This is a genomic window from Novosphingobium malaysiense, assembly GCF_000802225.1.
In the GTDB taxonomy this organism is placed as follows: domain Bacteria; phylum Pseudomonadota; class Alphaproteobacteria; order Sphingomonadales; family Sphingomonadaceae; genus Novosphingobium; species Novosphingobium malaysiense.
This window is the reverse complement of record NZ_JTDI01000003.1, coordinates 972582-992464: the sequence shown is the minus strand read 5'-3', so window position 1 is coordinate 992464 and position 19883 is coordinate 972582. Positions and strand designations below refer to the sequence as shown.

The following is a 19883-nucleotide window of genomic DNA, read 5'->3' as shown; positions in this document are numbered from 1 at the left end:
CGCGCATCTTACCGGGCGAGGTCATGGGCGCGGCGCGCGGGAGGGCGAAGCGGCGACCGTAGGTTTCAGCACCAGCGGCGCGTGCGGAACCACTTCGTGACGACGTACTTCACCCCGCGCACGACTGGCCGGGCTGCATGCATTGTCCAGGGGTTCGGCGTCCCGTCTGGACACAGGTTGTTCCACAGCAGAAGGCTGCCGGTAAGTGGCGGCACGCTGATCTGCATGCGCGTAAAGTCGGTAGAACCGCCTTCCTCGACGCAGTTCAGGTAGACCATCGCAGTCCAACTGCGTTGCCCGCCGCATTCGCTTTCCCTGCGCCAGTATTCAGCAGATGTGTCGAACCAATCGTAATGCTCGTGAAAATACTCTCCGCACCTGTATCGCTGCCCTTGGAGGGACTCGCTGCAATCCAGCCGTAGACCCGTGAGGGCGGCAATGCTGTCGTCCAGGGCGCGCACGGTATCGTCGTGAACGTCGATGTCGCTCGAATAACTGGTGCGGTACTGGGGCCAGTCGGCTTCGTCCACGAGGCCGGACGGGCGCGCTATGCCTTCGATGAGACCGATCAGGCGCGCGCAATCATCGGTGTGCAGAAACCCCTCGACAGCATAGATTTCGGCGCGCTCCTCGGGAAACCGCTGCACGGAAGGATCGGCGGTAAGCCGTTCGCGCACGGCGGAGCCGATGCGTGCAAGCCTCTTGCAATCGGGATGAACTGAACCTGCCATGCAGGACGAAGATTACGCGGACGGACGCGTAGATCAATTGATCCTGTTTCCCTGCAGCGAAAATACAGCCATATCGGAACGATACATACGGTTGTCGGTCACTCGAATTCGGGAGCATAGCGCATGAAAACAACACGTTCGCCCCAATATACGCGTGTGGCAATTACCCTTCACTGGCTGATTGCGCTGCTCATTGCCGCAAATTTCGTTCTTGCATGGAGTGCCGAGGACCTGCCCAAGGAGCAAGCGGCCGCGCTCATGGGGTACCACATGGCAAATGGCCTGACCGTTCTGGGCCTGACGCTGTTCCGAATCGTCTGGCGGCTCATCTATAAAGGGCCCGCCCTGTCAGCGGCGCTGAGCGCCTGGGAAGTGGCCCTGGCGCGGGTGACACACTTCATGTTCTATTTCCTGTTGTTGTTCATTCCCCTGACCGGCTGGGCCATGGTCTCCGGCGGGGGGCGCCCGGTCGGCTGGTTCGGGCTTTTCCAGGCCCCTGCCTTGCCCGTGGGTTCCGACAAGGCGCTGGGCGGGATCTTCAAGGAAAGCCACGAAGTGCTGGCAATCGTGATGCTGGCCCTGTTCGCATTGCACGTCCTGGGGGCGCTGAAACACATGTTCCTCGATCACGACGACACGATGGCCCGCATGATCCCGATGCTGCGCCGGCGTTGAGACGTCCCGTAGCGGAAACGAGAAAAGCCCCCGGACGCGTGGTCCGGGGGCTTTCTTGCGAAGCGCTGCGGCTTACCAGAAGAAGTCGTAGATCACGTCCACCACTTCGCCGGTATAGACGTTTACCAGCAGCACATCGTCGTAATAGCGCACCCAGCGATAGGGTCCGTAGACTTCCGGCAAGCGATACATCCACGGATCGTCGATCCAGTAGCGATTGCTGTAGAACATCGAGCCCAAGGTGAAGCCGATGCCGAGCCGGCGATAGGAATAGCCATAGTACGGTGCGTAGTACCGGCCTATCCGGTACGTTGAGCGATGGCGGGCCCGGTAGTCGCGCCAGTCGTAGCGATTATTCCGGCGCCAGGAGTGGCGGTCCCAACGGCGATGGTCGCGATACTCGCGGCGATCGTTACGGTCGGACCAGCGATGGTCCCGACGGTCATTGCGGCCCTCGTAACGGTGGTCGCGGCGATCGTCGCGCCGGTCATATCGGTCGTCGCGGCGGTCGTCGCGCCGGTCATAGCGATTGTCGCGGCGGTCGTCGCGGTTATCGCGACGCTGGTATTGCTTCATCCATTGGTTGCTGCGGTTGTCCCGCCGTTCTGCCCGGTCTTCGTGACGTTCAGCCCGGCGCTGCTGCCAGGTCTCGCGGCTGCGCTCGGCATCTCGCCGGCTTTCCTGACGGCGTTGCTCCCGTGCGGTTCTGATCGCGCGTTGACGGGATTCGGTCATATCTGGTGCGCCGGAGCGAGCCTGCCGGGCATTGTTGCGCGACCATGCTTCGCGAGCCTGCGCACTGGCGCGAGCCGATCCTTGGGTGCGGTTGTTGAAATTGGGGCGGTTGTCCGATCCCCGTTCATGATTTTGATGACGGGAAGGGCGCTCGGCCGCTGCGGCGATGTCCGGCACCGCCATGCTGGCGACGGCGAGGGCCATCGCGCTCCAGGCTCCTGCTGTCAAAAGGGCACGGGTCTTCATTGTTTTCCTGTCTGCCATATCCGGTCTCCTAAACCGGACTTGCCGCACGGCGATCGCGGCTCATCCTGCTGACAGGTATTACATGAAACGCGCTGTCGGGGGAGTGAACCGATTGTGCGCCTTTTGTTAATCTATTTGTTATTTTGTATGAACAGCGCTGTCCGGGCAGCGGCGCGCCTCGTCGGCCGGGAGATACGAGCCCGGGTTGGATGCAAACGGAACTCGCTTCACTTTGCGTGGCGCCGGTGGCGCATCCCGCCGCATCGGCAGGACGCGCCACATGGTCAGCGCGTCAGCTTCTTGTAGGACAGCGCGGTCGGACGGTCCGCCGCGTCGCCGAGGCGGCGGCGCTTGTCTTCCTCGTAGGCTTCGAAGTTCCCTTCGAACCATTCGACGTGGCTGTTGCCCTCGAAGGCGAGGATGTGCGTGGCCAGACGGTCGAGGAAGAAGCGGTCGTGCGAGATCACCACGGCGCAGCCCGCGAAGTTCTCGATCGCCTCTTCCAGCGCGCCCAGCGTTTCCACGTCGAGGTCGTTGGTCGGTTCGTCGAGCAGCAGCACGTTGCCGCCCTGCTTGAGCATCTTGGCGAGGTGGACGCGGTTGCGTTCACCGCCCGAGAGCTTGCCGACGTTCTTCTGCTGGTCCTGGCCCTTGAAGTTGAAGGCGCCGACATAGGCGCGCGTCGACATGTCGTGGCCGTTGACCTTCATGTAATCGAGCCCGTCGGAGATTTCCTCCCAGACGTTGTGCTTGTCGTCGAGGTGGTCGCGGTTCTGGTCGACATAGCCCAGGTGCACGGTCGAGCCGATCTCGATCTCGCCCGAGTCCGGCTTTTCCTGACCCGTGAGGATCTTGAACAGCGTGGACTTGCCGGCGCCGTTGGGGCCGATCACGCCGACGATGCCGCCCGGCGGCAGGATGAACGAGAGATCCTCGAACAGCAGCTTGTCGCCGAAGCCCTTGGAGATGTTCTTGGCCTCGATGACCTTGCCGCCCAGGCGCTCGGGCACCTGGATAACGATCTGGGCCTTGCCCGGCGTGCGCTGGTCCTGCGCGTTCTGCAGTTCCTCGAACTTGCGGATACGGGCCTTGGACTTGGTCTGGCGCCCCTTGACGCCGGCGCGGATCCACTCGAGTTCGTCCTTGAGCGCCTTCTGGCGGCCGGTTTCCTCGCGCTCTTCCTGGGCAAGGCGCTTGGCTTTCTTCTCGAGGTAGGTCGAGTAGTTGCCCTCGTAGGGGAAGTATTTTCCGCGGTCGAGTTCTAGGATCCAGCCCACCACGTTGTCGAGGAAGTAGCGGTCGTGGGTGATCATCAGCACCGCACCGGCATATTCCTTGAGGTGGTTTTCCAGCCAGTCCACGCTTTCGGCGTCGAGGTGGTTGGTCGGTTCGTCCAGCAGCAGGATGTCGGGCTTTTGGATCAGCAGACGGGTGAGAGCGATACGACGCTTTTCACCGCCGGACAGGCTTTCCACCGACCAGTCACCCGGCGGGCAGCGCAGCGCTTCCATCGCGACTTCGAGCTGGTTGTCGAGCGTCCAGCCGTCGACCGCGTCGATCTTGTCCTGCAGCGTGCCCATTTCCTCCATGAGCGCGTCGAAATCGGTATCGTCCTGGGGATCGCCCATCTCGGCCGAGATCGCGTTGAAGCGCTCTACCATGTCGGCGATGTCGCGGGCGCCGTCCTTGACGTTTTCGAGCACCGTCTTGGTCGGATCGAGCTGCGGTTCCTGCGGCAGGTAGCCGACCGTGATGTTCTCGCCCGGCCAGGCTTCACCGGTGAAATCGGTGTCGATGCCGGCCATGATCTTCATCAGGGTCGACTTGCCGGCACCGTTCGGGCCGACGATGCCGATCTTGGCACCCTGGTAGAACTGCAGGTTGATGTTGCTCAGCACCGGCTTCTGGGCGCCGGGGAAGGTCTTGGTCATGTCCTTCATGACGAAGGCGTATTGCGCGGCCATCGGTTTCCTCTGGATGAAATCTGGCGTGTTCGGGGTGTTTGCGCGCCGCTCTACAGGGCAGCGCGGGGATTGCCAAGGGTGGTGCGGATCGGCGGGCCGGGCGGCGAAGGGTGTGACGTTCGGGTTGACACGGAGGCGTCGAATTGTGTGTCGCCCCTGGGCCTGACCTTGCCGAACAGCGGTGCGCGAAGTGCCCGATATTCCGGCATGTTTTCGTAAGGTGACAGGTCAGGATGTGTGGCATGGGTGTGACCTTTCGTTTGGGGCGAATGTGGTGAAGTCAGCGAGCCCGGGATTTGGGCTATTGTCCCAGAGAGCGCCCGTGTAGGAAAGCGTTCACCCGATACGCCATGCGAAATCCGACACGTCATCCCAGCGAAGGCTGGGATCTCTTTCGACGTTGCGCGAGGCTCGCAGCGATCCCAGCCTTCGCTGGGATGACGACCTGTTGGGTACACCACGACGAGTGGTACGCACTGCAGCGTTGGCATTCCCCGCGCGCCGCGTTACGCATGGCGCCATGGTTCGCAAACTCCCCCGCGCGGCGCTTCTCGCCGCTATCGCCGCTCTTCCTTTTACCTCCATCACCGCCGCAGCGACGCCGCAACAGGGCTCGGGTGTCGCCTGGGACATCGTCGAGGGCCTGACCACCGAGATCGGGCCGCGCATCGCCGGCTCCGAGGCCGAAGCGCGGGCGCGGGCATGGGCCGACGCCAAGCTCAAGGTGCTCGGCTTCAGCAATGTGAAGATCGAGCCGTTCAAGGCCAATGTCTGGCAGCGCGGTCCGGAGCATGCCAAGCTGACGGCGCCCTATCAGCAGCCGCTGGCGATCACCGCGCTCGGCTTTTCCGTGCCGACGCCCGCCGATGGCCTGAAGGCGGACATGGTCTATTTTCCGACGCTCGCCGCGCTGGAGGCCGCGCCCCAGGGATCGCTCAAGGGCAAGGTGGCTTTCGTCGACCATGCCATGCGCCGCGCGCAGGATGGTTCAGGCTATGGGCCTTACGGCAATGTGCGTCGCAAGGGGCCGAGCATCGCGGCGCAGAAAGGCGCGGCTGGCATCGTCATTCGTTCGGCTGGCACGGACAGCCACCGCAATCCGCACACCGGCGCTACGGCCTGGGCCGAAGGCGTCACTCCGATCCCGGCCGGCGCCGTTTCCAATCCCGATGCGGACCTGATCGCCCGGATCGCCGAGCGCGGGAAGCCGATGCAGATCGACATGACACTGATGGGCAAACCCAACCCCGGCGCGCCTTCGGGCAATGTCGTGGCCGAACTGCCGGGCCGCGATCCCTCGCTGCCGATCGTGCTGGTCGCCTGCCACCTCGATTCCTGGGACCTCGGCACCGGCGCCATCGACGACGCCTCCGGCTGCGCCATCGTGACGGCTGCTGCGCTCGCCGCGCAGAAGGACGGCAAGACTCTGCGCACGATCCGAGTGCTGTGGTCGGGCAACGAGGAAATGGGCATGAACGGGCAGGGCGGCGGAACGCACTATGCCGAAATGCACGGTGATGAGCCCCATGCCGTCGCGATGGAAAGCGACTTCGGAGCGGACAACGTGTGGCAGGTGAAAAACAACTTCGCCCCCACCAACAAGGCGCTCGCCGACAAGATCAACGCCGCGCTCTGGCCGATGGGCATCGTGCCGCATCCGGGAGAGACCGAAGGCGGCGCGGACGTAGGCGCGATCATCGCCAAGCAGAAACTGGCGGTGGTCGATCTGGGGCAGGACGGGATGCACTACTTCGACTTGCATCACACGCCCGACGATACGCTCGACAAGGTCGATCCGGCGACGCTGCAGCAGAACGTCGACGCCTGGACGGCGGTACTGAAAGTGATCGCCAACGAGCCCGGCGAAATTGCCGAGGGCGTTGGCGGGTAGGAGCGACGAAATCTCGTCGGTATGATGCGCTGATTTCGCCCTCCCGCAAGCGGGAGGGCCGCGAGGCTTGGCAGCTTGCTGCCTAGCCGCAGCGGGGTGGGCTCACTAACCCGCCGCCGCGATCTGTTCGGCCACGGCGACCATGCGCACGGCCTGTTCCAGATGGAGCAGTTCGGTCATCTTGCCATCGACGCGGATGGCGCCCTTGCCCTGGTTTTCCGGCTGCTTGAACGCCTCGATCACGGCGCGGGCCCAGGCCAGATCGGCCTCGCTCGGGCTGAACACGGTATTGCATGGATCGATCTGGGCCGGGTGGATCAGGCTCTTGCCGTCGAACCCGAACAGCAGGCCCTGCCGCGCTTCCGCTTCGAATACCGGAATGTCGCGGAACTCGTTGCACACGCCGTCGAGGATCGTGACGCCGTGCGCCCGGGCCGCGGCGACGGCCATCGACAGGAACGGCAGGAACGGTGTGCGTTCCGGCGTCAATTGTGCGCGCATTTCCTTGGCGAGGTCATTGGTGCCCATGATCCAAAGCGACAGCCGTGTGGAAGGGGCCATCGCCGCGATGCGTTCGAGATTGAACACCGCCTCGCAAGTCTCGATCATCGTCCAGAGCTGCATCGAGGCCGGGGCCGGCTCCAGCGCTTTCTCGTAACGGCCGATGTCCTGCGGGCTGCCGACCTTGGGGACCAGCACGGCATCGGCCTTGGAGCCGGCAATGGCCGCAAGGTCCTCGGCGCCCCATTCGGTGTCGATGCCGTTCGCGCGGATCGCCACTTCTCGATGGCCGAAGCCGCCTTCCTCTACGGCGGCAACGGCTGCCGCGCGGGCCTCGGCTTTCATCTCCGGGGCGACGGCGTCCTCGAGATCGAGAATGACAACATCGCACGGCAGGGTGCGGGCCTTGGCCAGAGCCTTGGCGTTCGAGGCCGGAAGATAGAGCGCACTGCGGCGCGGGCGGTCGGCTGGGGTCGTCATCGGCACATCCTTTCGGGCTTCGCGCCTCCATGGGTGCGAGAAGCATCACGGTCAAGCAGCCGATAAAAAACCTCTTGAATGTATACTATTGCACTATTAAGATCGCAGTAATTCTTCGATCTGTCGCTAATATTGATTATCCATCACGCGCTCTCAGTTAATTGAGCGTCAGTTTGTGGGCGTCCTGATAGAGGTCGGGCCGGCCAGAGAAGAATATCGAACTTCGAAGTTATTTTCGGTTTCTGAAATCCCTCGCGGGTCGCACCGGCCGTCCCGCGCGATTCCGGATGGTCCGGCGCGCGCGGGACGGCACACTGCTGTCTGTTTCAGACGAGGTTTGCGAGCATGTTCTCGCTTTCGCTCCACAGGCGTGCTGCGGCGTCATCATCGCAGGCCTGCGGTGCGGCATCGATTTCGGCAAGATCGTGGAAATAACGACCGCCATCGCGGCCGACCTCCGGCGCGGTGGCCATCCAGATGATCGTGCGCGCCGGGGCTTCGGGGAGTATGCATTCGTTGGCGGCCATATAGGCCTGCATCGCATCGTCGCCGTGGCTGGCGAAGTTGGAGCCGACACGCCCCGGGTGCATGGCCTGGGCCACGATTCCCTTGTCGGCAAGCCGCCGGTTCAGTTCTCGCGTGAATAGCAGGTTGGCCAGCTTCGCCTGACAATAGGCAGCGTTTGCCGTGAAATCCTCGACCATCATCAGGTCGTTCCAGTTCAAGCCTTGGCATACGAGATGCGCGCTCGAGGAGACCGCGATCACCCGCACCGTCCCCGGGGGCGAATCGTCGGCGGCCTTTTCGAGCAGCGGCAGGAGTTCCCGGGTCAGCAGGAACGGCGCGAGATGGTTTGCGGCGAAGGTGGCTTCGAGGCCTTCCGATGTCCGGTAGTGGGCGTCGCGCACGCCGCCGGCATTGTTTACCAGAACGTGGACGCGGTCAGTCAGGTTCGCGATTTCGCTCGCTACTCTCTTCACCTCGGCCATTTCCGTGAAGTCGCCGCGTACGAAGTCGACGCGGCTGCCGTGCGATGCGACTGCGCGGATGGCTTCTTCGGCATCGGCACAGCGCGCAGGATCCCGCCCGGTGCCGATCACGTGCCAGCCCATCCGGGCGAAGGCCTCGGCGCTGGCCTTGCCTATCCCGGAACTGGCGCCGGTGACGACGACGCAGCGCGAGGCGGTGGCGTTCTGGGATGGGGACATGGTTTCTTCCTTTATACGGGAATTCAGGCGACCGGGGCGGTCAGGAGGGCTTCATCTTCGCTGCGGGGCGGGCGTCCGCCGCGTCCGGTCATGAAGAAGCAAAGCGCGCCGACAATGGTCAGGGCCGCGGCAATGATCAGGAAGGCGTCGAAGCGGGCCGTGGCGCCGAGTGTCATGCTCAGCACGATCGAGCCGAAAGCGGTGGCAAGCCCCATCGAGGCGATGAGGAAGCTGTAAATCAGGCTGAAGTGCGCAAGATCGAAGGTACGCGATGTGAGATAGGCGCCGATGTCGCCTTCCGCGCCCTGCGCCAGCCCCACCAGCAGCACGGCGGAGGCGAGCAGCCAGCCTTGTTCGGCCGGTGAGGCGAGGATGAGAAAGCCGATGGCGGGAAGGCCCAGCGCGGCCAGCGCCACCGTCTGCGGAGAGATCTTGTCGAGCGCCAGGCCGCTGAAGAACCGTCCCACGACGACGCCGACCGCGTAGAGCGAGACGATCCAGGTCGCCAGGTGGCTCGGCGCCCCGCTTTCCATCAGCACCAACTTGAGCTGCGAGGAGACGATGACCTGCGGCACGTTGCAGAAGAACATCCCCGCCACGATCAGCAGGAATGCAGGATGGCGCAGGAGTGCGGCGAATTCCGTCCTGGTGATTGCGCGCGCGGTTTGTTCGGCGGGTTGCGGCTGTCCGGCGGCCGATTTGCGCCTGCGGCCCACGAGCGTGACCGCCGCGATGCCGCCGATCGCAGACAGGACTCCGAGCAGGCGATAGCCGGTACGCCAGCCTTCGCTGTCGATTACTTCGCCGACCAGCGGCACCACCCCGGCCCCCACCAGCGGGGCGCCGCTCATCAGGATCGAGAGGGCCATGCCGCGGGCGAGATCGAAGCGCTGGACGATCACGCGGCTGAACACCAGCGTGGTCGTCAACACGCCGAACAAGTGCTGGAACACGGTGATCGCGAAGAATTCGTAGATGTTGCCGCTCATCACGCTGAAGGCGAAGAAGGTGAGCGGCACCACGGTAAAGCCGATGGCTGCCGCAATGCGGGCGCCGTAGCGGTCGGTGAAGCGGCCCCAGAGCGGTACGACGAACATGCTCGCCAGCCCCAGCGTCCCCACCAGCGCGAATTGCGACTTCTCCCAGCCGAACTCGGCGATCAGCGCCGGGGCGAAGAGGTTGGTCATGTAGTGATTGAGCGCCGATCCCAGGGCGAGGCCCAGCATGGCGCCGAGCAGCATGGGCCAGTTGACCCGGAATTCCCGGAAATAGGTCACGTCACACTCTCTCCCATTGTCCGCGTCCGCTCTTGCAGATCACGGATTGCCGCCTTCACCTCATCGGGGTTCGGCGCCCTTCAGAAACAGCCGTACCGCGAAACGCACGCGGCGGTCGATATCCTCCCGTCCAGGATCATTGCCCGAAAGGATGAAACGCACCGGACCGCTGACCACCATGCTCATGAACACGTTTGCGGCCAGCAGCGGATCGTCGATGGCCAGGCGTCCCGCAGCCGTCTCGTTTTCAAGGATGCCGGCGAGGAACTGCACGGTGGGCAGCGCGGCGATATCGTAATAGGTCTGGAATATGTCCGGAAAGCGATAGGACTCGGTGTTGATGAGCCGTTGCAGCTTGGTCCCTTCGGGCGTCGAGACCAGGGCGATGCGCAACTCGGCGATATTGACGAGCGTCTCCTCGAGGCCGTCAGCGCGCGTGGCGGCAATGACTTCGGGCGTTGCCGCCAGGCGCTCTGTTCCCCGCTGGATCGCTGCGCGGAAGAGGGCGGACTTGTCGGTATAGCGCGCATAGACCGTGCGCTTGGTCATGTTCACATCGGCCGCGATCGCCTCGATGGTTGCGGCCTCGAAGCCTTTTTCCAGAAAATGCCCCAGCGCGCAGTCCAGCAGCGCCTCCTGCCGGGCGCGGGCCTGTTCGCGCGTCGGGCGTCCTGCGCGTACGGGCGCAGCCGCGGACTTCGGGGGGGAGGGCTTGCGGTGCGTACGCTCGGGCATGGACTGACTGATACCGATTTCACTTGCTTCGCCAAGAGAATCGCGCTTAATGAAACGCATAAGATGCCATTAATCGAGTCGCGCCGGACTGTCCAGAGCTGCCGGATCGCGACCGCAAGAGGAGAGATGGAGATGGGCGCAGCAGCCGACAAACTCATGGCCCTGGTAGCCGATCCCGACCGTTTTACGTTTTCGCATGACGATCTGCGCGAGACGCAGATCGCCGCGCTCGACGAGCGGTTTCAGGAGCGCAAGGCCCGCATCAAGTTGCTGTCCCTGCGTGCCCGTGACGCCGGGCTGGAAAAGATCGAGAGGATTGCGGACATCGTGCCGGTGCTGTTCCCGCACACGGCCTACAAGTCCTATCCCGAAAGCTACCTTATGGACGAGCGCTGGGACCGGCTGACCAAGTGGCTCGGCACGATTTCTCCCTATCCCGTCGAAGGAGTCTCGCTCGAAGGCATCGAGGGCATCGACGATTGGATCGCCCGGCTGGCCGCGAAGGGCTATTTCATCTCCTGTTCGAGTGGCACGACCGGCAAGTCCGCCATGCTTATCGCCTCGCAGAAGGACATGGACTGGTCGAAGATCGATACGGTCAACGTGTTCTCGTGGGGATCGGGCGTGAAGCCGGCGCAGGATCGCCTGATCGTCGGCTGTGCACCGGTGGCCACCGTGCCCAAGAACGCGACGATCGCGCAGGCGCAGTACGATGCATTCGCCAATCCCGAATGGCCACGCTGGACCTATCCGGTGCCACCGATCACCGTGGGCTCGCTCACCTCGATGGTGGTGATGCGCAAGAAGATCGCCGAAGGCACCGCGCTGCCCGACGAGATCGCGGCGTTCGAGAAAACCTCGGCCGCGCGCGCAAAGGCGATCGAGGAGGCGGTGCCCGCCACCGCGCAGTTCATCATCGAGAACCGCGACAAGAAGCTGCAGCTTTCGGGCCTGTGGAGCGGGCTGTGGCAGGTTGCCAAGGCAGTGCGCGATGCGGGCTATGGCCGCGAGGATTTCAATCCCGACAATTCGATCTACGTGGGCGGCGGTCTCAAGCGCGCGCAGCTTCCTGCGGATTATCAGGAATACGTCTTCGAGACCTTCAACATCCCCGCAGACCGCCACTTCCAGAACTATTCGATGCAGGAACTGAACTCGGGCATGCCCAAGTGCCGCGAGGGTGGGCGCTACCATGTGCCGCCGTGGATGGTCCCGGTCCTGCTCGACAAGTCGGGCGATACGGCGCTCGATCACTCGAGCGGCGAGATGGAAGGCCGCGCCGCGTTCTTCGACCTTTCCCTCGACGGCCGCTGGGGCGGCGTGATCACCGGCGACAAGATCTCGCTCGATTTCAGCCCCTGCAAGTGCGGCAATCACGGCCCGTCCGTGCGCGATAACATCGTGCGCTACGCGGACCTGGAAGGGGACGACAAGATCGGCTGTGCCGGCACGGTCGATGCCTATGTGCGCGGCGCGGCGTGATTACGGAAGAGGAAGAACACATGGACGGTACCCTCACGGAAACGCATGTCGAAAATCTCCTGTCCGCGCTGGGGCGGGAAGATTGTTATGACTACGCCTTCGCCGACGTGCACGAGGCGCAGGTCGCGGCAATGAACGAACGGCTCCTGGGGCGCCTCGGCCGCATCAAGGTGGTCGGTTTCCGAGCGAAGGAAGCGGGAATAACCGAGATCCGGTCGCTTGCAGACGCGGTGCCCTTGTTGTTGCCGCACACGGCCTACAAGTCCTACCCCGAAAGCTTTCTCTTCGCAGGCAAGTGGGACAAGCTCACGAAATGGCTCGGCACAGTCTCGGCCTACCCAACCGACGGGGTGGACTTGACGGGTGTGACCGATATCGACGGTTGGGTCGAGGCATGCGGCAAGGCGGGGCTTTTCGTTTCGTGCTCCAGCGGGACGACAGGCAAATCTGCGATGCTGGTGGCCTCGCAGGCAGACTTCGATCACATCTGCAGGGATTCGGTCGCGGCCGTGCAGTGGGGCTCGAGCATCAGGGCGGGCGATATGCGAACGCCGGCCGGCCCCGCCAGCGCCGTCGCCTATACGCCGCGAAACGTCGCGAATGGGCAGGCAATGATGAAAGCCTTCGTCGACCCGGAGGCCCCGCGCTTCCAGTCGGGAATTCCGCCTGTCACCATTGGCTCCCTTACGAAGATGGTGCTGCTGCGCAAGGCCATCGCCGAGGGCACGGCCCGGCCCGATGAGGTTGCGGCCTATGAAGAGGAAGCGCGGACCCGACAGGAAGCGCTGGACCGGGCGCAGGAAGGCGCGGTGGACGACATTATCGCGAAGCGCGACAAGCGGCTTTACATCACCGGCATGTGGGGCGCGCTATATCCCTTCGCGGTGAAGGTTCGCGAGCGTGGCTATTCGGGCAAGGACTTCCATCCCGAGAATGCCATCTACCTCGGCGGCGGTCTCAAGCGGGCGCAACTGCCGCCGGATTATCGCGAGTTCGTGTTCGAGACTTTCAATCTGCAGCCCGACTACATCTACCAGATGTATGGCATGCAGGAGCTCAACACCGGCTTTGCGCGCTGCAAGGAAGGGGGGCGCTACCACGTGCCGCCGTGGGTCGTGATCCTGCCGCTGGACAAGGCCGGCGATGCGCTGCTCGACGGCGCCGGCAGGGGGCAGGTCGAGGGGAGGGCTGCCTTCTTCGATCTCTCTCTGGACGGGCGCTGGGGCGGAGTGATCTCCGGCGACCACGTTCACGTCGACTACGAACCGTGCGCCTGCGGCGCCAGGTCACCATCCATCCGCGACGACATCTATCGCTATTCGGATATCGAGGGCGACGATAAGATCGGCTGCGCGGGAACCGTAGATGCTTACGTGAGAGGCATGTCATGAACACGATAACCGAGATCAACCCGGCCGAAGCGGCCGTTTCCGCTCCCTTCTTCCTGCGCGGCGAAGTGCTCCACGGCAGCGACGTGATCCAGAAGTCGCGCGACCTGGGCGTGACCTTCGCCACGCCCAAGGTGCCGTTCGACAGGGTCGTGCCGCCGCGCACCGAAGTCCCCCCGCTGCTCAATGTGCCGACGGCCGAGATCATGGATTTCCTCGTCGAATCCGGTCAGCGCATGCTCGCCAGCGACAACCCCTACATGCAGGAATGCATCGAGCGGATGTGCACGCATCACATCCTGCCGCGTGCCGTGGTGGAAAACACCATCCGCCATGCTGTCTCCTATCTCGATAAGCGGGTGCTCACCGCCGTGCTGGAGCAGAACTTCCCCGATCCGCGCGCGCTCGACATGTGGGTGCCCAAGTCCGACTTCACCGGGCGCAAGAGCTTCGTGCGCGCCTTTGCCCCGCGTCTCATCCACGTCATGCCCGGCAATTCGCCGGGGGTTGCAGTGCAGTCGATCGCGCAGGGCGCGCTGGTCAAGGCGATCAACCTGTTCAAGATGCCCAGCGCCGATCCTTTCACCATGGTCGCGATCCTGCGCACCATGGCTGACCTGGACCCGGAGCATCCGGTGGTGAAGTCGATGTCCGCAGCCTACTGGCGCGGCGGCGACGATGCGACCGAACGCGTGCTTTACCGCCCGCAGTACTTCGACAAGATCGTGGCTTGGGGCGGCGGCGATGCAATCAACAATGTCATCAAGTACCTGATGCCGGGTTTCCAGCTTGTCTCTTTCGATCCCAAGACCTCGATCTCGATGGTGGGCAAGGAAGCCCTGGTGAATGACGAGACGCTCGACCAGGTGGCGGACTTGTGTTCGGCTGACGTCATGACGCTGAACCAGGAGGCCTGCGTCGCCAGCCGCTATCAGTTCGTGGAAGGACCCCAGGAAGACGTTGATCGTTTCTGCGAGCGGCTGCACTTCCACATCGCCCGCCGCGCCGCCGAAAGCGGCGACGTACGCAAGCTCGATCAGGACATGCGCGAGGCGGTCGAGATGATGGTGATGATGGACGACGAATTCGGCGTCTGGGGCAAGACCGACGGCAAAGGTCTGGTCGTGCGTTCGGACGAGCCGGTCGATTTCCATCCGATCAACAAGACGGCCAATGTGGTGCGGGTCGACAGCCTCGACGATGCCGTGAAGTGGATCAACGTGGCGACCCAGACGGTGGGATTCTACCCCTTCGACCGCATGGCCGACTACCGCGACCGGCTAGCCGCCGGCGGCGCGCAGCGGATCGTCCACCTGGGCGAGGCGGGGCCATCGACGATCGGCAATCCGCACGATGCAATGTATCCGCTGCACCGCTTCGTGCATTGGATGGCGCACGAGGATGGCGTGGAACCAGCGGCCCCGAGGTAATGCATTCGCGGCGCGTTCCGCCCCCAGGCCCGCATGGAGGGGATATTGCGCCCTTATTCCATCGCCCCTACGAAATGGTTTCGTGTGAAAGCGTCACCGGCGGCAAAGTCTTGCTTGCATCATCTGTTGCGCTAGGCATCACCGGGCAATGTGGCGGCGCGTGCGCGGGACGACCTGTGTCAGCGGCCGCCGACCGATGGAGGATAAATAAGTACCATGGCCGTTGAAATCCTGCTCCCGAAAATCGGTTTCTCGATGCAAGAGGGCCAGGTCGCCGAATGGCTTGCCAAGGACGGCGACCAGGTGACCGAAGGCCAGCCGCTGTTTTCGCTCGAGGCTGACAAGTCGACGAACGAAGTAGAAGCGCCCGCCAGCGGCACTCTCAAGATCGTCGCCCAGACCGGCGAGACCTACGAAGTGGGCACCGTTCTCGGTTATATCGAATAACGGCCTCCGCGACCGGCTGGACAACGGGTTCCGGCCGGTCCAGATTGCTTCCATGCGCAATTTGCCGACCACTATCGTAGCTCTGGCAGCCCTGATGCTGCCAGCCACAGCTTTTGCCGATCTCCCCGTCGGGACCAAGGCGCCGATGTTCCGTACGTCGGTCGCGCTCGCCGGGAAAGCCAAGCGCTTCAGCCTGCGCAACGCGTTGCGGCAAGGGCCAGTGGTAGTCTATTTCTATCCCAAGGCCTTCACCCAGGGCTGCACGGCGGAGGCGCATGCCTTTGCCGAGGCGACCGACGACTTCGCCGCGCTTGGAGCGACGGTGATAGGCCTCTCGGTAGATGACCTGCCGACGCTGCAGAAGTTTTCAACCGAGGCCTGCCGCGACAAGTTCGCGGTGGGCGTCGCGACCCCGCAGATCGTCAAGGGGTACGACGTCGCACTTACGCACCCGGGAGCGCCTGCGAACATGACCAAGCGCACCAGTTACGTGATCGCCCAGGATGGCACTATCACGCTCGTTCATTCGGACATGGACTATCGCGACCACGTCAAACTCACGCTCGCAGCGGTGAAGAAGCTCGCCGCCAAACGCTGATCTCTCGCGGTCGCTCTTGAAACGGACCGGGCTTGCCGGGTAAGGGCGTCGCTTTCCGCACGGAACCGTCTCCGCGCGATCCCGTTTGAGCGGGCGTCGCAGGGTGGCCCTGCTTGATTGGAGTTCTTGTCATGCGCGCCGAAGGTCAGGCCCATATTGACCGCATCGAAAAGGCCCTCGCGCTGGTGCGCAAATCGCTCGACTGGGAGCGGGCGCTGCGCCGGTTCGACGAGCTGAATGCGCGCGTCGAGGATCCGACGCTTTGGGACAACCCCAAGGAAGCCGAGGCGGTGATGAAGGAACGTCGCCGGCTCGAAGCCTCGATCGGTGCGGTTAACGAGATCAGCGCCGAAATGGCTGACGCTGTCGAGTTCGTCGAACTCGGCGAGGCGGAAGACGACGACGAGACGGTCCAGGAGGGCCTGTCGACACTGGCAGCGCTGGCCGAGCGGGCCGACCGCGACAAGGTGCAGGCGCTGCTTTCGGGCGAGGCGGACGGCAACGACACCTATCTGGAAGTCCACGCCGGCGCCGGCGGTACCGAAAGCCAGGACTGGGCCGAGATGCTGCAGCGCATGTACACGCGCTGGGCCGAGCGCAAGGGCTACAAGGTCGAGCTGGTCGAATACCACGCGGGTGAAGCCGCGGGCATCAAGAGCTGCACGCTGCTGCTCAAAGGCGAGAACGCCTATGGCTGGGCCAAGACCGAGAGCGGCGTCCACCGCCTCGTGCGCATCAGCCCCTACGACAGCTCCGCGCGCCGCCACACCAGCTTCTCGTCGGTCTGGGTCTACCCGGTGATCGACGACACGTTCGAGATCGACATCAACCCGGCCGATCTGAAGATCGACACCTACCGCGCCTCGGGTGCGGGCGGTCAGCACGTCAACACGACGGACTCGGCGGTGCGCATTACCCACCAGCCGTCCGGCATCGTCGTTGCCAGCCAGATCGACCGTTCGCAGCACAAGAACCGCGAAATCGCCATGGGCATGCTCAAGTCGCGCCTGTTCGAGGAAGAGATGCGCAAGCGCGAGGAAGCCGCCAGTGCCGAGCACGCCAGCAAGAGCGACATCGGCTGGGGCCACCAGATCCGCTCTTACGTGTTGCAGCCGTACCAGCAGGTGAAGGACCTGCGTACGGGCGTGGTTTCGACCTCTCCGGACGATGTGCTCGACGGCGATCTCGACGCGTTCATGGCCGCGGCCCTCTCGCAGCGCGTTACCGGCGAGAAGGTCGAGGTGGAGGACGTCGACTGAGCCTGGGCATGGCCGGACCGCGCCTGCGGATACCCTGCTAACAAGGATTTTGCCAAGTGTCGGGCGAAACGCTAAGGGGCCGCATGCTTCGGCCCCGACGCCCCGTTTTTGCTGCCTTGACGCTGGCGCTCTGCGCCTGTCAGCCGCAACCCGCGGATGACGGAAGGCCCGATTCCGCGCGAGACTTTCCGGTGGCGGACCGTCCGGTTTCGGAAGCGGCGGAAAACATGATTTCTTCCGAAGTCCAGCGCGACAGTGTCAACGAAGCCAAGGTCGTCATGGATCTGGCCGATATCGAGCCGGGAATGAGCGTGGCCGACATCGGCGCGGGGGAGGGCTACTATACCGTCCGGCTTGCCGAGAGGGTGGGGCCGAAGGGCAGGGTTCTCGCCGAGGACATCAATCCGGCCGCCACCGAGCGTCTCGGCCAGCGTGTCATGCGCGACGGGCTGGAAAACGTATCGATCAAGGTCGGGACCGAGGACAATCCGAGGCTGCCGGGGGACAGTTTCGACCGCATTTTCATGGTCCACATGTATCACGAGGTTTCGGAGCCTTACGCCTTCCTGTGGCGGTTGCGCCCGGCGCTCCGCCCGGGAGGACGGGTTATTGTCGTCGATGTCGATCGGCCGACCGATATGCATGGTATTCCACCAGCGCTTCTCTTCTGCGAATTGGGCGCCGTGGGCTTTCGTTTGACGGAATTTGTTCGTAAGCCGGAACTGCAAGGGTACTATGCGCAGTTCGAAGCCGTGGGTGCGCGTCCTGCGCCCGAAAACATTACACCCTGCCGCGTGTCGAGCGACACGAAGGCGGATTGATAGCAACGGGCAGCGGTTCAGCGCATCGCCAGGGGAAAGACGTAAGGGAATATGAGTTTCAAGGGTCTCAAGCCGATTGTCTACGGTGGCCGGGAAGTCTGGCCGCTGATCGAGGGCGGCAAGGGTGTGTCGGCGACCAACCACATGAGTTCCGGCGCCTGGGCGGCGGCCGGCGGTATCGGCACGGTCAGTGCCGTCAACGCCGACAGCTACGATGCCGAAGGCAAGATCATCCCGCAGGTCTATAAGGCGCTTACCCGCAAGGAGCGCCACGAGGAACTGATCCAGTACGCCATCGACGGCGGCGTGGAACAGGTGCGTCGGGCCTATGACATTTCTGGCGGGCAGGGCGCCATCAACATCAATGTGCTGTGGGAAATGGGCGGCGCGCAGCAGGTGCTCGAGGGCATTCTGGAACGGACCAAGGGCCTGGTCACCGGGGTAACCTGCGGCGCGGGCATGCCCTACCGGCTTTCCGAGATTGCGGCGCGCTTCAACGTCAACTACCTGCCCATCGTCAGCTCGGGCCGTGCGTTCCGCGCCCTGTGGAAGCGGGCCTATCACAAGGTCTCCGAACTGATGGGGGCCGTGGTGTACGAGGATCCCTGGCTGGCCGGCGGCCACAACGGCCTGTCCAATGCCGAGGACCCGCTCAAGCCGGAAGATCCCTATCCGCGGGTCAAGGCGCTGCGCGAGGTGATGCGCAAGGAAGGCATTTCCGACGAGGTGCCGATCGTGATGGCCGGCGGCGTCTGGTACCTGCGCGACTGGGACGAGTGGATCGACAATCCGGAACTGGGCAACATCGCCTTCCAGTTCGGCACCCGTCCGCTGCTGACCAAGGAAAGCCCGATCCCGCAGGATTGGAAGGACGAACTGCGCAACCTCGAGCCCGGCGACGTGCTGCTGCACCGCTTCTCGCCGACGGGATTCTACTCCTCGGCCGTGCGCAACTCGTTCCTGCGCAATCTGGAAGCACGCTCGGACCGGCAGATTCCCTATTCCAAGGTGGAGGCCGGAGAGCACACCGTGCGGCTCGACGTCGGCGTGAAGGGCAAGAACTTCTGGGTCACGCCCAAGGATCTCGAGCGCGCGCGGGCATGGTCTGCGCAGGGCTACACCGACGGGCTGCGCACGCCCGACGATACGATCATCTTCGTCTCGCCCGAAGAGCGCGACGAGATCCGCCAGGACCAGGCAGACTGCATGGGCTGTCTCTCGCACTGCGGTTTTTCTTCGTGGAAGGACCATGACGACTACACGACCGGTCGCCTTGCCGATCCGCGCAGCTTCTGCATCCAGAAGACCCTGCAGGACATCGCCCACGGGGGCCCGGTCGACAAGAACCTGATGTTTGCGGGCCACGCGGCCTACAAGTTCAAGCAGGATCCGTTTTATTCCAACGGCTTCACGCCGACGGTCAAGGAACTGGTCGACCGCATCCTGACGGGCGACTGATCGGTTCAGCGCAGAGCGTTTCAGGCGGCCGGTTCGGGACTACCCGGACCGGCCGTTTCGTTTTCGGTGTCACTGCTGCGCGGATCGGGGCCGTAGCGGTTCGGCCCCTTCTTGCCCGGTACGATCAGCAGGGCGATGTAAAGCCATGCGAAGGGCAGGAAAAGCAGCCAGTCGACATAGGAAAGCGGCGCTTCGATCATCGCCCGGGCATCCCAGCCTCCCAGGAGCGCGACTAGTTCGAGGCCAAGGCTTCTCGCTACCACCAGCACCAGCAGAACGGTCCACCTGCCGCTGAGCCCGAAGTCGTGAAGGCGCCTTGCCGATAGGGTGAAGACCGGAATGATCGCCAGCGTGGTCGCTGCGAAGCGGACCCAGGTAACGGTTTCGTCGGTGAGGAACGGTCCGGCCAGCGCGGCCAGACTTGCGGCCAGGAGTTGCGAGACGACGATGTAGACGATCACCTCGGTGCGGCGGGCGCGGCCCCTCATCGTGAAGGAACGCCTGATGGCCTGACCGAAGAGCGGGAGATCGCCTGTCATGACGCGATCTCCCGCTGC

At 63.7% G+C, this 19883-nt stretch carries 18 protein-coding genes; 10 read left to right on the top strand and 8 right to left on the bottom strand.

Translation table 11 applies throughout. From position 1 onward, the window contains the following. Window positions 1-65 precede the first annotated feature (65 nt). Entirely contained in the window at window positions 66-731 is a 666-nt protein-coding gene (locus LK12_RS12585) for a prolyl hydroxylase family protein (protein WP_039284195.1), read from the bottom strand. A 123-nt stretch (window positions 732-854) separates the two neighbouring features. Here LK12_RS12585 and LK12_RS12580 point away from each other — a divergent pair, with 123 nt between their 5' ends. Next, a complete protein-coding gene (locus LK12_RS12580; RefSeq protein WP_039284191.1) occupies window positions 855-1406 on the top strand; it encodes a cytochrome b in 552 nt (183 codons plus the stop codon). Between the two features lie 72 nt (window positions 1407-1478). Here the strand turns inward: LK12_RS12580 and LK12_RS24230 are convergent, their stop codons facing one another. Together LK12_RS24230 and ettA are read right to left on the bottom strand one after the other, a co-directional pair. After that, window positions 1479-2405, bottom strand: coding sequence for an RcnB family protein (locus LK12_RS24230; protein WP_231568339.1), 927 nt, complete (start codon window positions 2403-2405; stop codon window positions 1479-1481). A 266-nt stretch (window positions 2406-2671) separates the two neighbouring features. After that, window positions 2672-4351, bottom strand: a complete 1680-nt coding sequence (ettA, locus tag LK12_RS12570; RefSeq protein ID WP_039284189.1) for an energy-dependent translational throttle protein EttA — start codon at window positions 4349-4351, stop codon at window positions 2672-2674. A gap of 520 nt (window positions 4352-4871) precedes the next feature. Between ettA and LK12_RS12565 the strand changes: the two genes are divergently transcribed. Further along, the gene (locus tag LK12_RS12565) at window positions 4872-6242 is read left to right on the top strand and encodes a M20/M25/M40 family metallo-hydrolase (protein WP_039284186.1); all 1371 of its coding nucleotides are present in this window, start codon (window positions 4872-4874) and stop codon (window positions 6240-6242) included. A 105-nt stretch (window positions 6243-6347) separates the two neighbouring features. On the opposite strand, the gene LK12_RS12560 is transcribed toward LK12_RS12565, so the two are convergent. The 4 genes from LK12_RS12560 to LK12_RS12545 all read right to left on the bottom strand — a co-directional run bounded on the left by LK12_RS12560 (window position 6348) and on the right by LK12_RS12545 (window position 10443). After that, window positions 6348-7223 (bottom strand): HpcH/HpaI aldolase/citrate lyase family protein, encoded by an 876-nt coding sequence (locus LK12_RS12560; RefSeq protein WP_039284183.1) that lies wholly within the window; start codon window positions 7221-7223, stop codon window positions 6348-6350. A 326-nt stretch (window positions 7224-7549) separates the two neighbouring features. After that, a complete protein-coding gene (locus LK12_RS12555) occupies window positions 7550-8431 on the bottom strand; it encodes an SDR family NAD(P)-dependent oxidoreductase (RefSeq protein ID WP_039284179.1) in 882 nt (293 codons plus the stop codon). Between the two features lie 23 nt (window positions 8432-8454). After that, on the bottom strand, window positions 8455-9708 hold the full coding sequence (locus LK12_RS12550) for an MFS transporter (protein ID WP_039284176.1): 1254 nt from the start codon (window positions 9706-9708) through the stop codon (window positions 8455-8457). A gap of 60 nt (window positions 9709-9768) precedes the next feature. Further along, window positions 9769-10443 (bottom strand): TetR/AcrR family transcriptional regulator C-terminal domain-containing protein, encoded by a 675-nt coding sequence (locus LK12_RS12545; RefSeq protein WP_052223427.1) that lies wholly within the window; start codon window positions 10441-10443, stop codon window positions 9769-9771. Window positions 10444-10575: 132 nt separating this feature from the next. Between LK12_RS12545 and LK12_RS12540 the strand changes: the two genes are divergently transcribed. The 8 genes from LK12_RS12540 (at window position 10576) to LK12_RS12505 (ending at window position 19326) form a co-directional block, all read left to right on the top strand. Next, the gene (locus tag LK12_RS12540; protein ID WP_039284172.1) at window positions 10576-11925 is read left to right on the top strand and encodes a hypothetical protein; all 1350 of its coding nucleotides are present in this window, start codon (window positions 10576-10578) and stop codon (window positions 11923-11925) included. A gap of 20 nt (window positions 11926-11945) precedes the next feature. Further along, entirely contained in the window at window positions 11946-13316 is a 1371-nt protein-coding gene (locus tag LK12_RS12535; RefSeq protein ID WP_156135470.1) for a long-chain-fatty-acid--protein ligase, read from the top strand. Continuing rightward, window positions 13313-14743, top strand: a complete 1431-nt coding sequence (locus tag LK12_RS12530) for an acyl-CoA reductase (RefSeq protein WP_039284169.1) — start codon at window positions 13313-13315, stop codon at window positions 14741-14743. The genes LK12_RS12535 and LK12_RS12530 overlap by 4 nt, the downstream gene beginning before the upstream one ends. Window positions 14744-14959: 216 nt before the next feature. Continuing rightward, window positions 14960-15190 carry a biotin/lipoyl-containing protein gene (locus LK12_RS12525; protein WP_039284166.1) on the top strand — a complete coding sequence of 77 codons (231 nt, stop codon included), beginning with the start codon at window positions 14960-14962 and terminating at the stop codon, window positions 15188-15190. A gap of 52 nt (window positions 15191-15242) precedes the next feature. Further along, window positions 15243-15788 carry a peroxiredoxin gene (locus LK12_RS12520; RefSeq protein ID WP_039284163.1) on the top strand — a complete coding sequence of 182 codons (546 nt, stop codon included), beginning with the start codon at window positions 15243-15245 and terminating at the stop codon, window positions 15786-15788. A gap of 131 nt (window positions 15789-15919) precedes the next feature. Beyond that, window positions 15920-17047 (top strand): peptide chain release factor 2, encoded by a 1128-nt coding sequence (gene prfB / locus LK12_RS12515; protein WP_039284161.1) that lies wholly within the window; start codon window positions 15920-15922, stop codon window positions 17045-17047. 83 nt (window positions 17048-17130) lie between these two features. Then, window positions 17131-17868: a class I SAM-dependent methyltransferase gene (locus LK12_RS12510; RefSeq protein ID WP_039284159.1), complete on the top strand. Its 738-nt coding sequence runs from the start codon at window positions 17131-17133 to the stop codon at window positions 17866-17868. 51 nt (window positions 17869-17919) lie between these two features. Then, on the top strand, window positions 17920-19326 hold the full coding sequence (locus LK12_RS12505) for an NAD(P)H-dependent flavin oxidoreductase (RefSeq protein ID WP_039284158.1): 1407 nt from the start codon (window positions 17920-17922) through the stop codon (window positions 19324-19326). Between the two features lie 20 nt (window positions 19327-19346). Here the strand turns inward: LK12_RS12505 and LK12_RS12500 are convergent, their stop codons facing one another. Then, window positions 19347-19865, bottom strand: coding sequence for a DUF805 domain-containing protein (locus tag LK12_RS12500; RefSeq protein WP_052223364.1), 519 nt, complete (start codon window positions 19863-19865; stop codon window positions 19347-19349). Window positions 19866-19883: the final 18 nt, after the last annotated feature.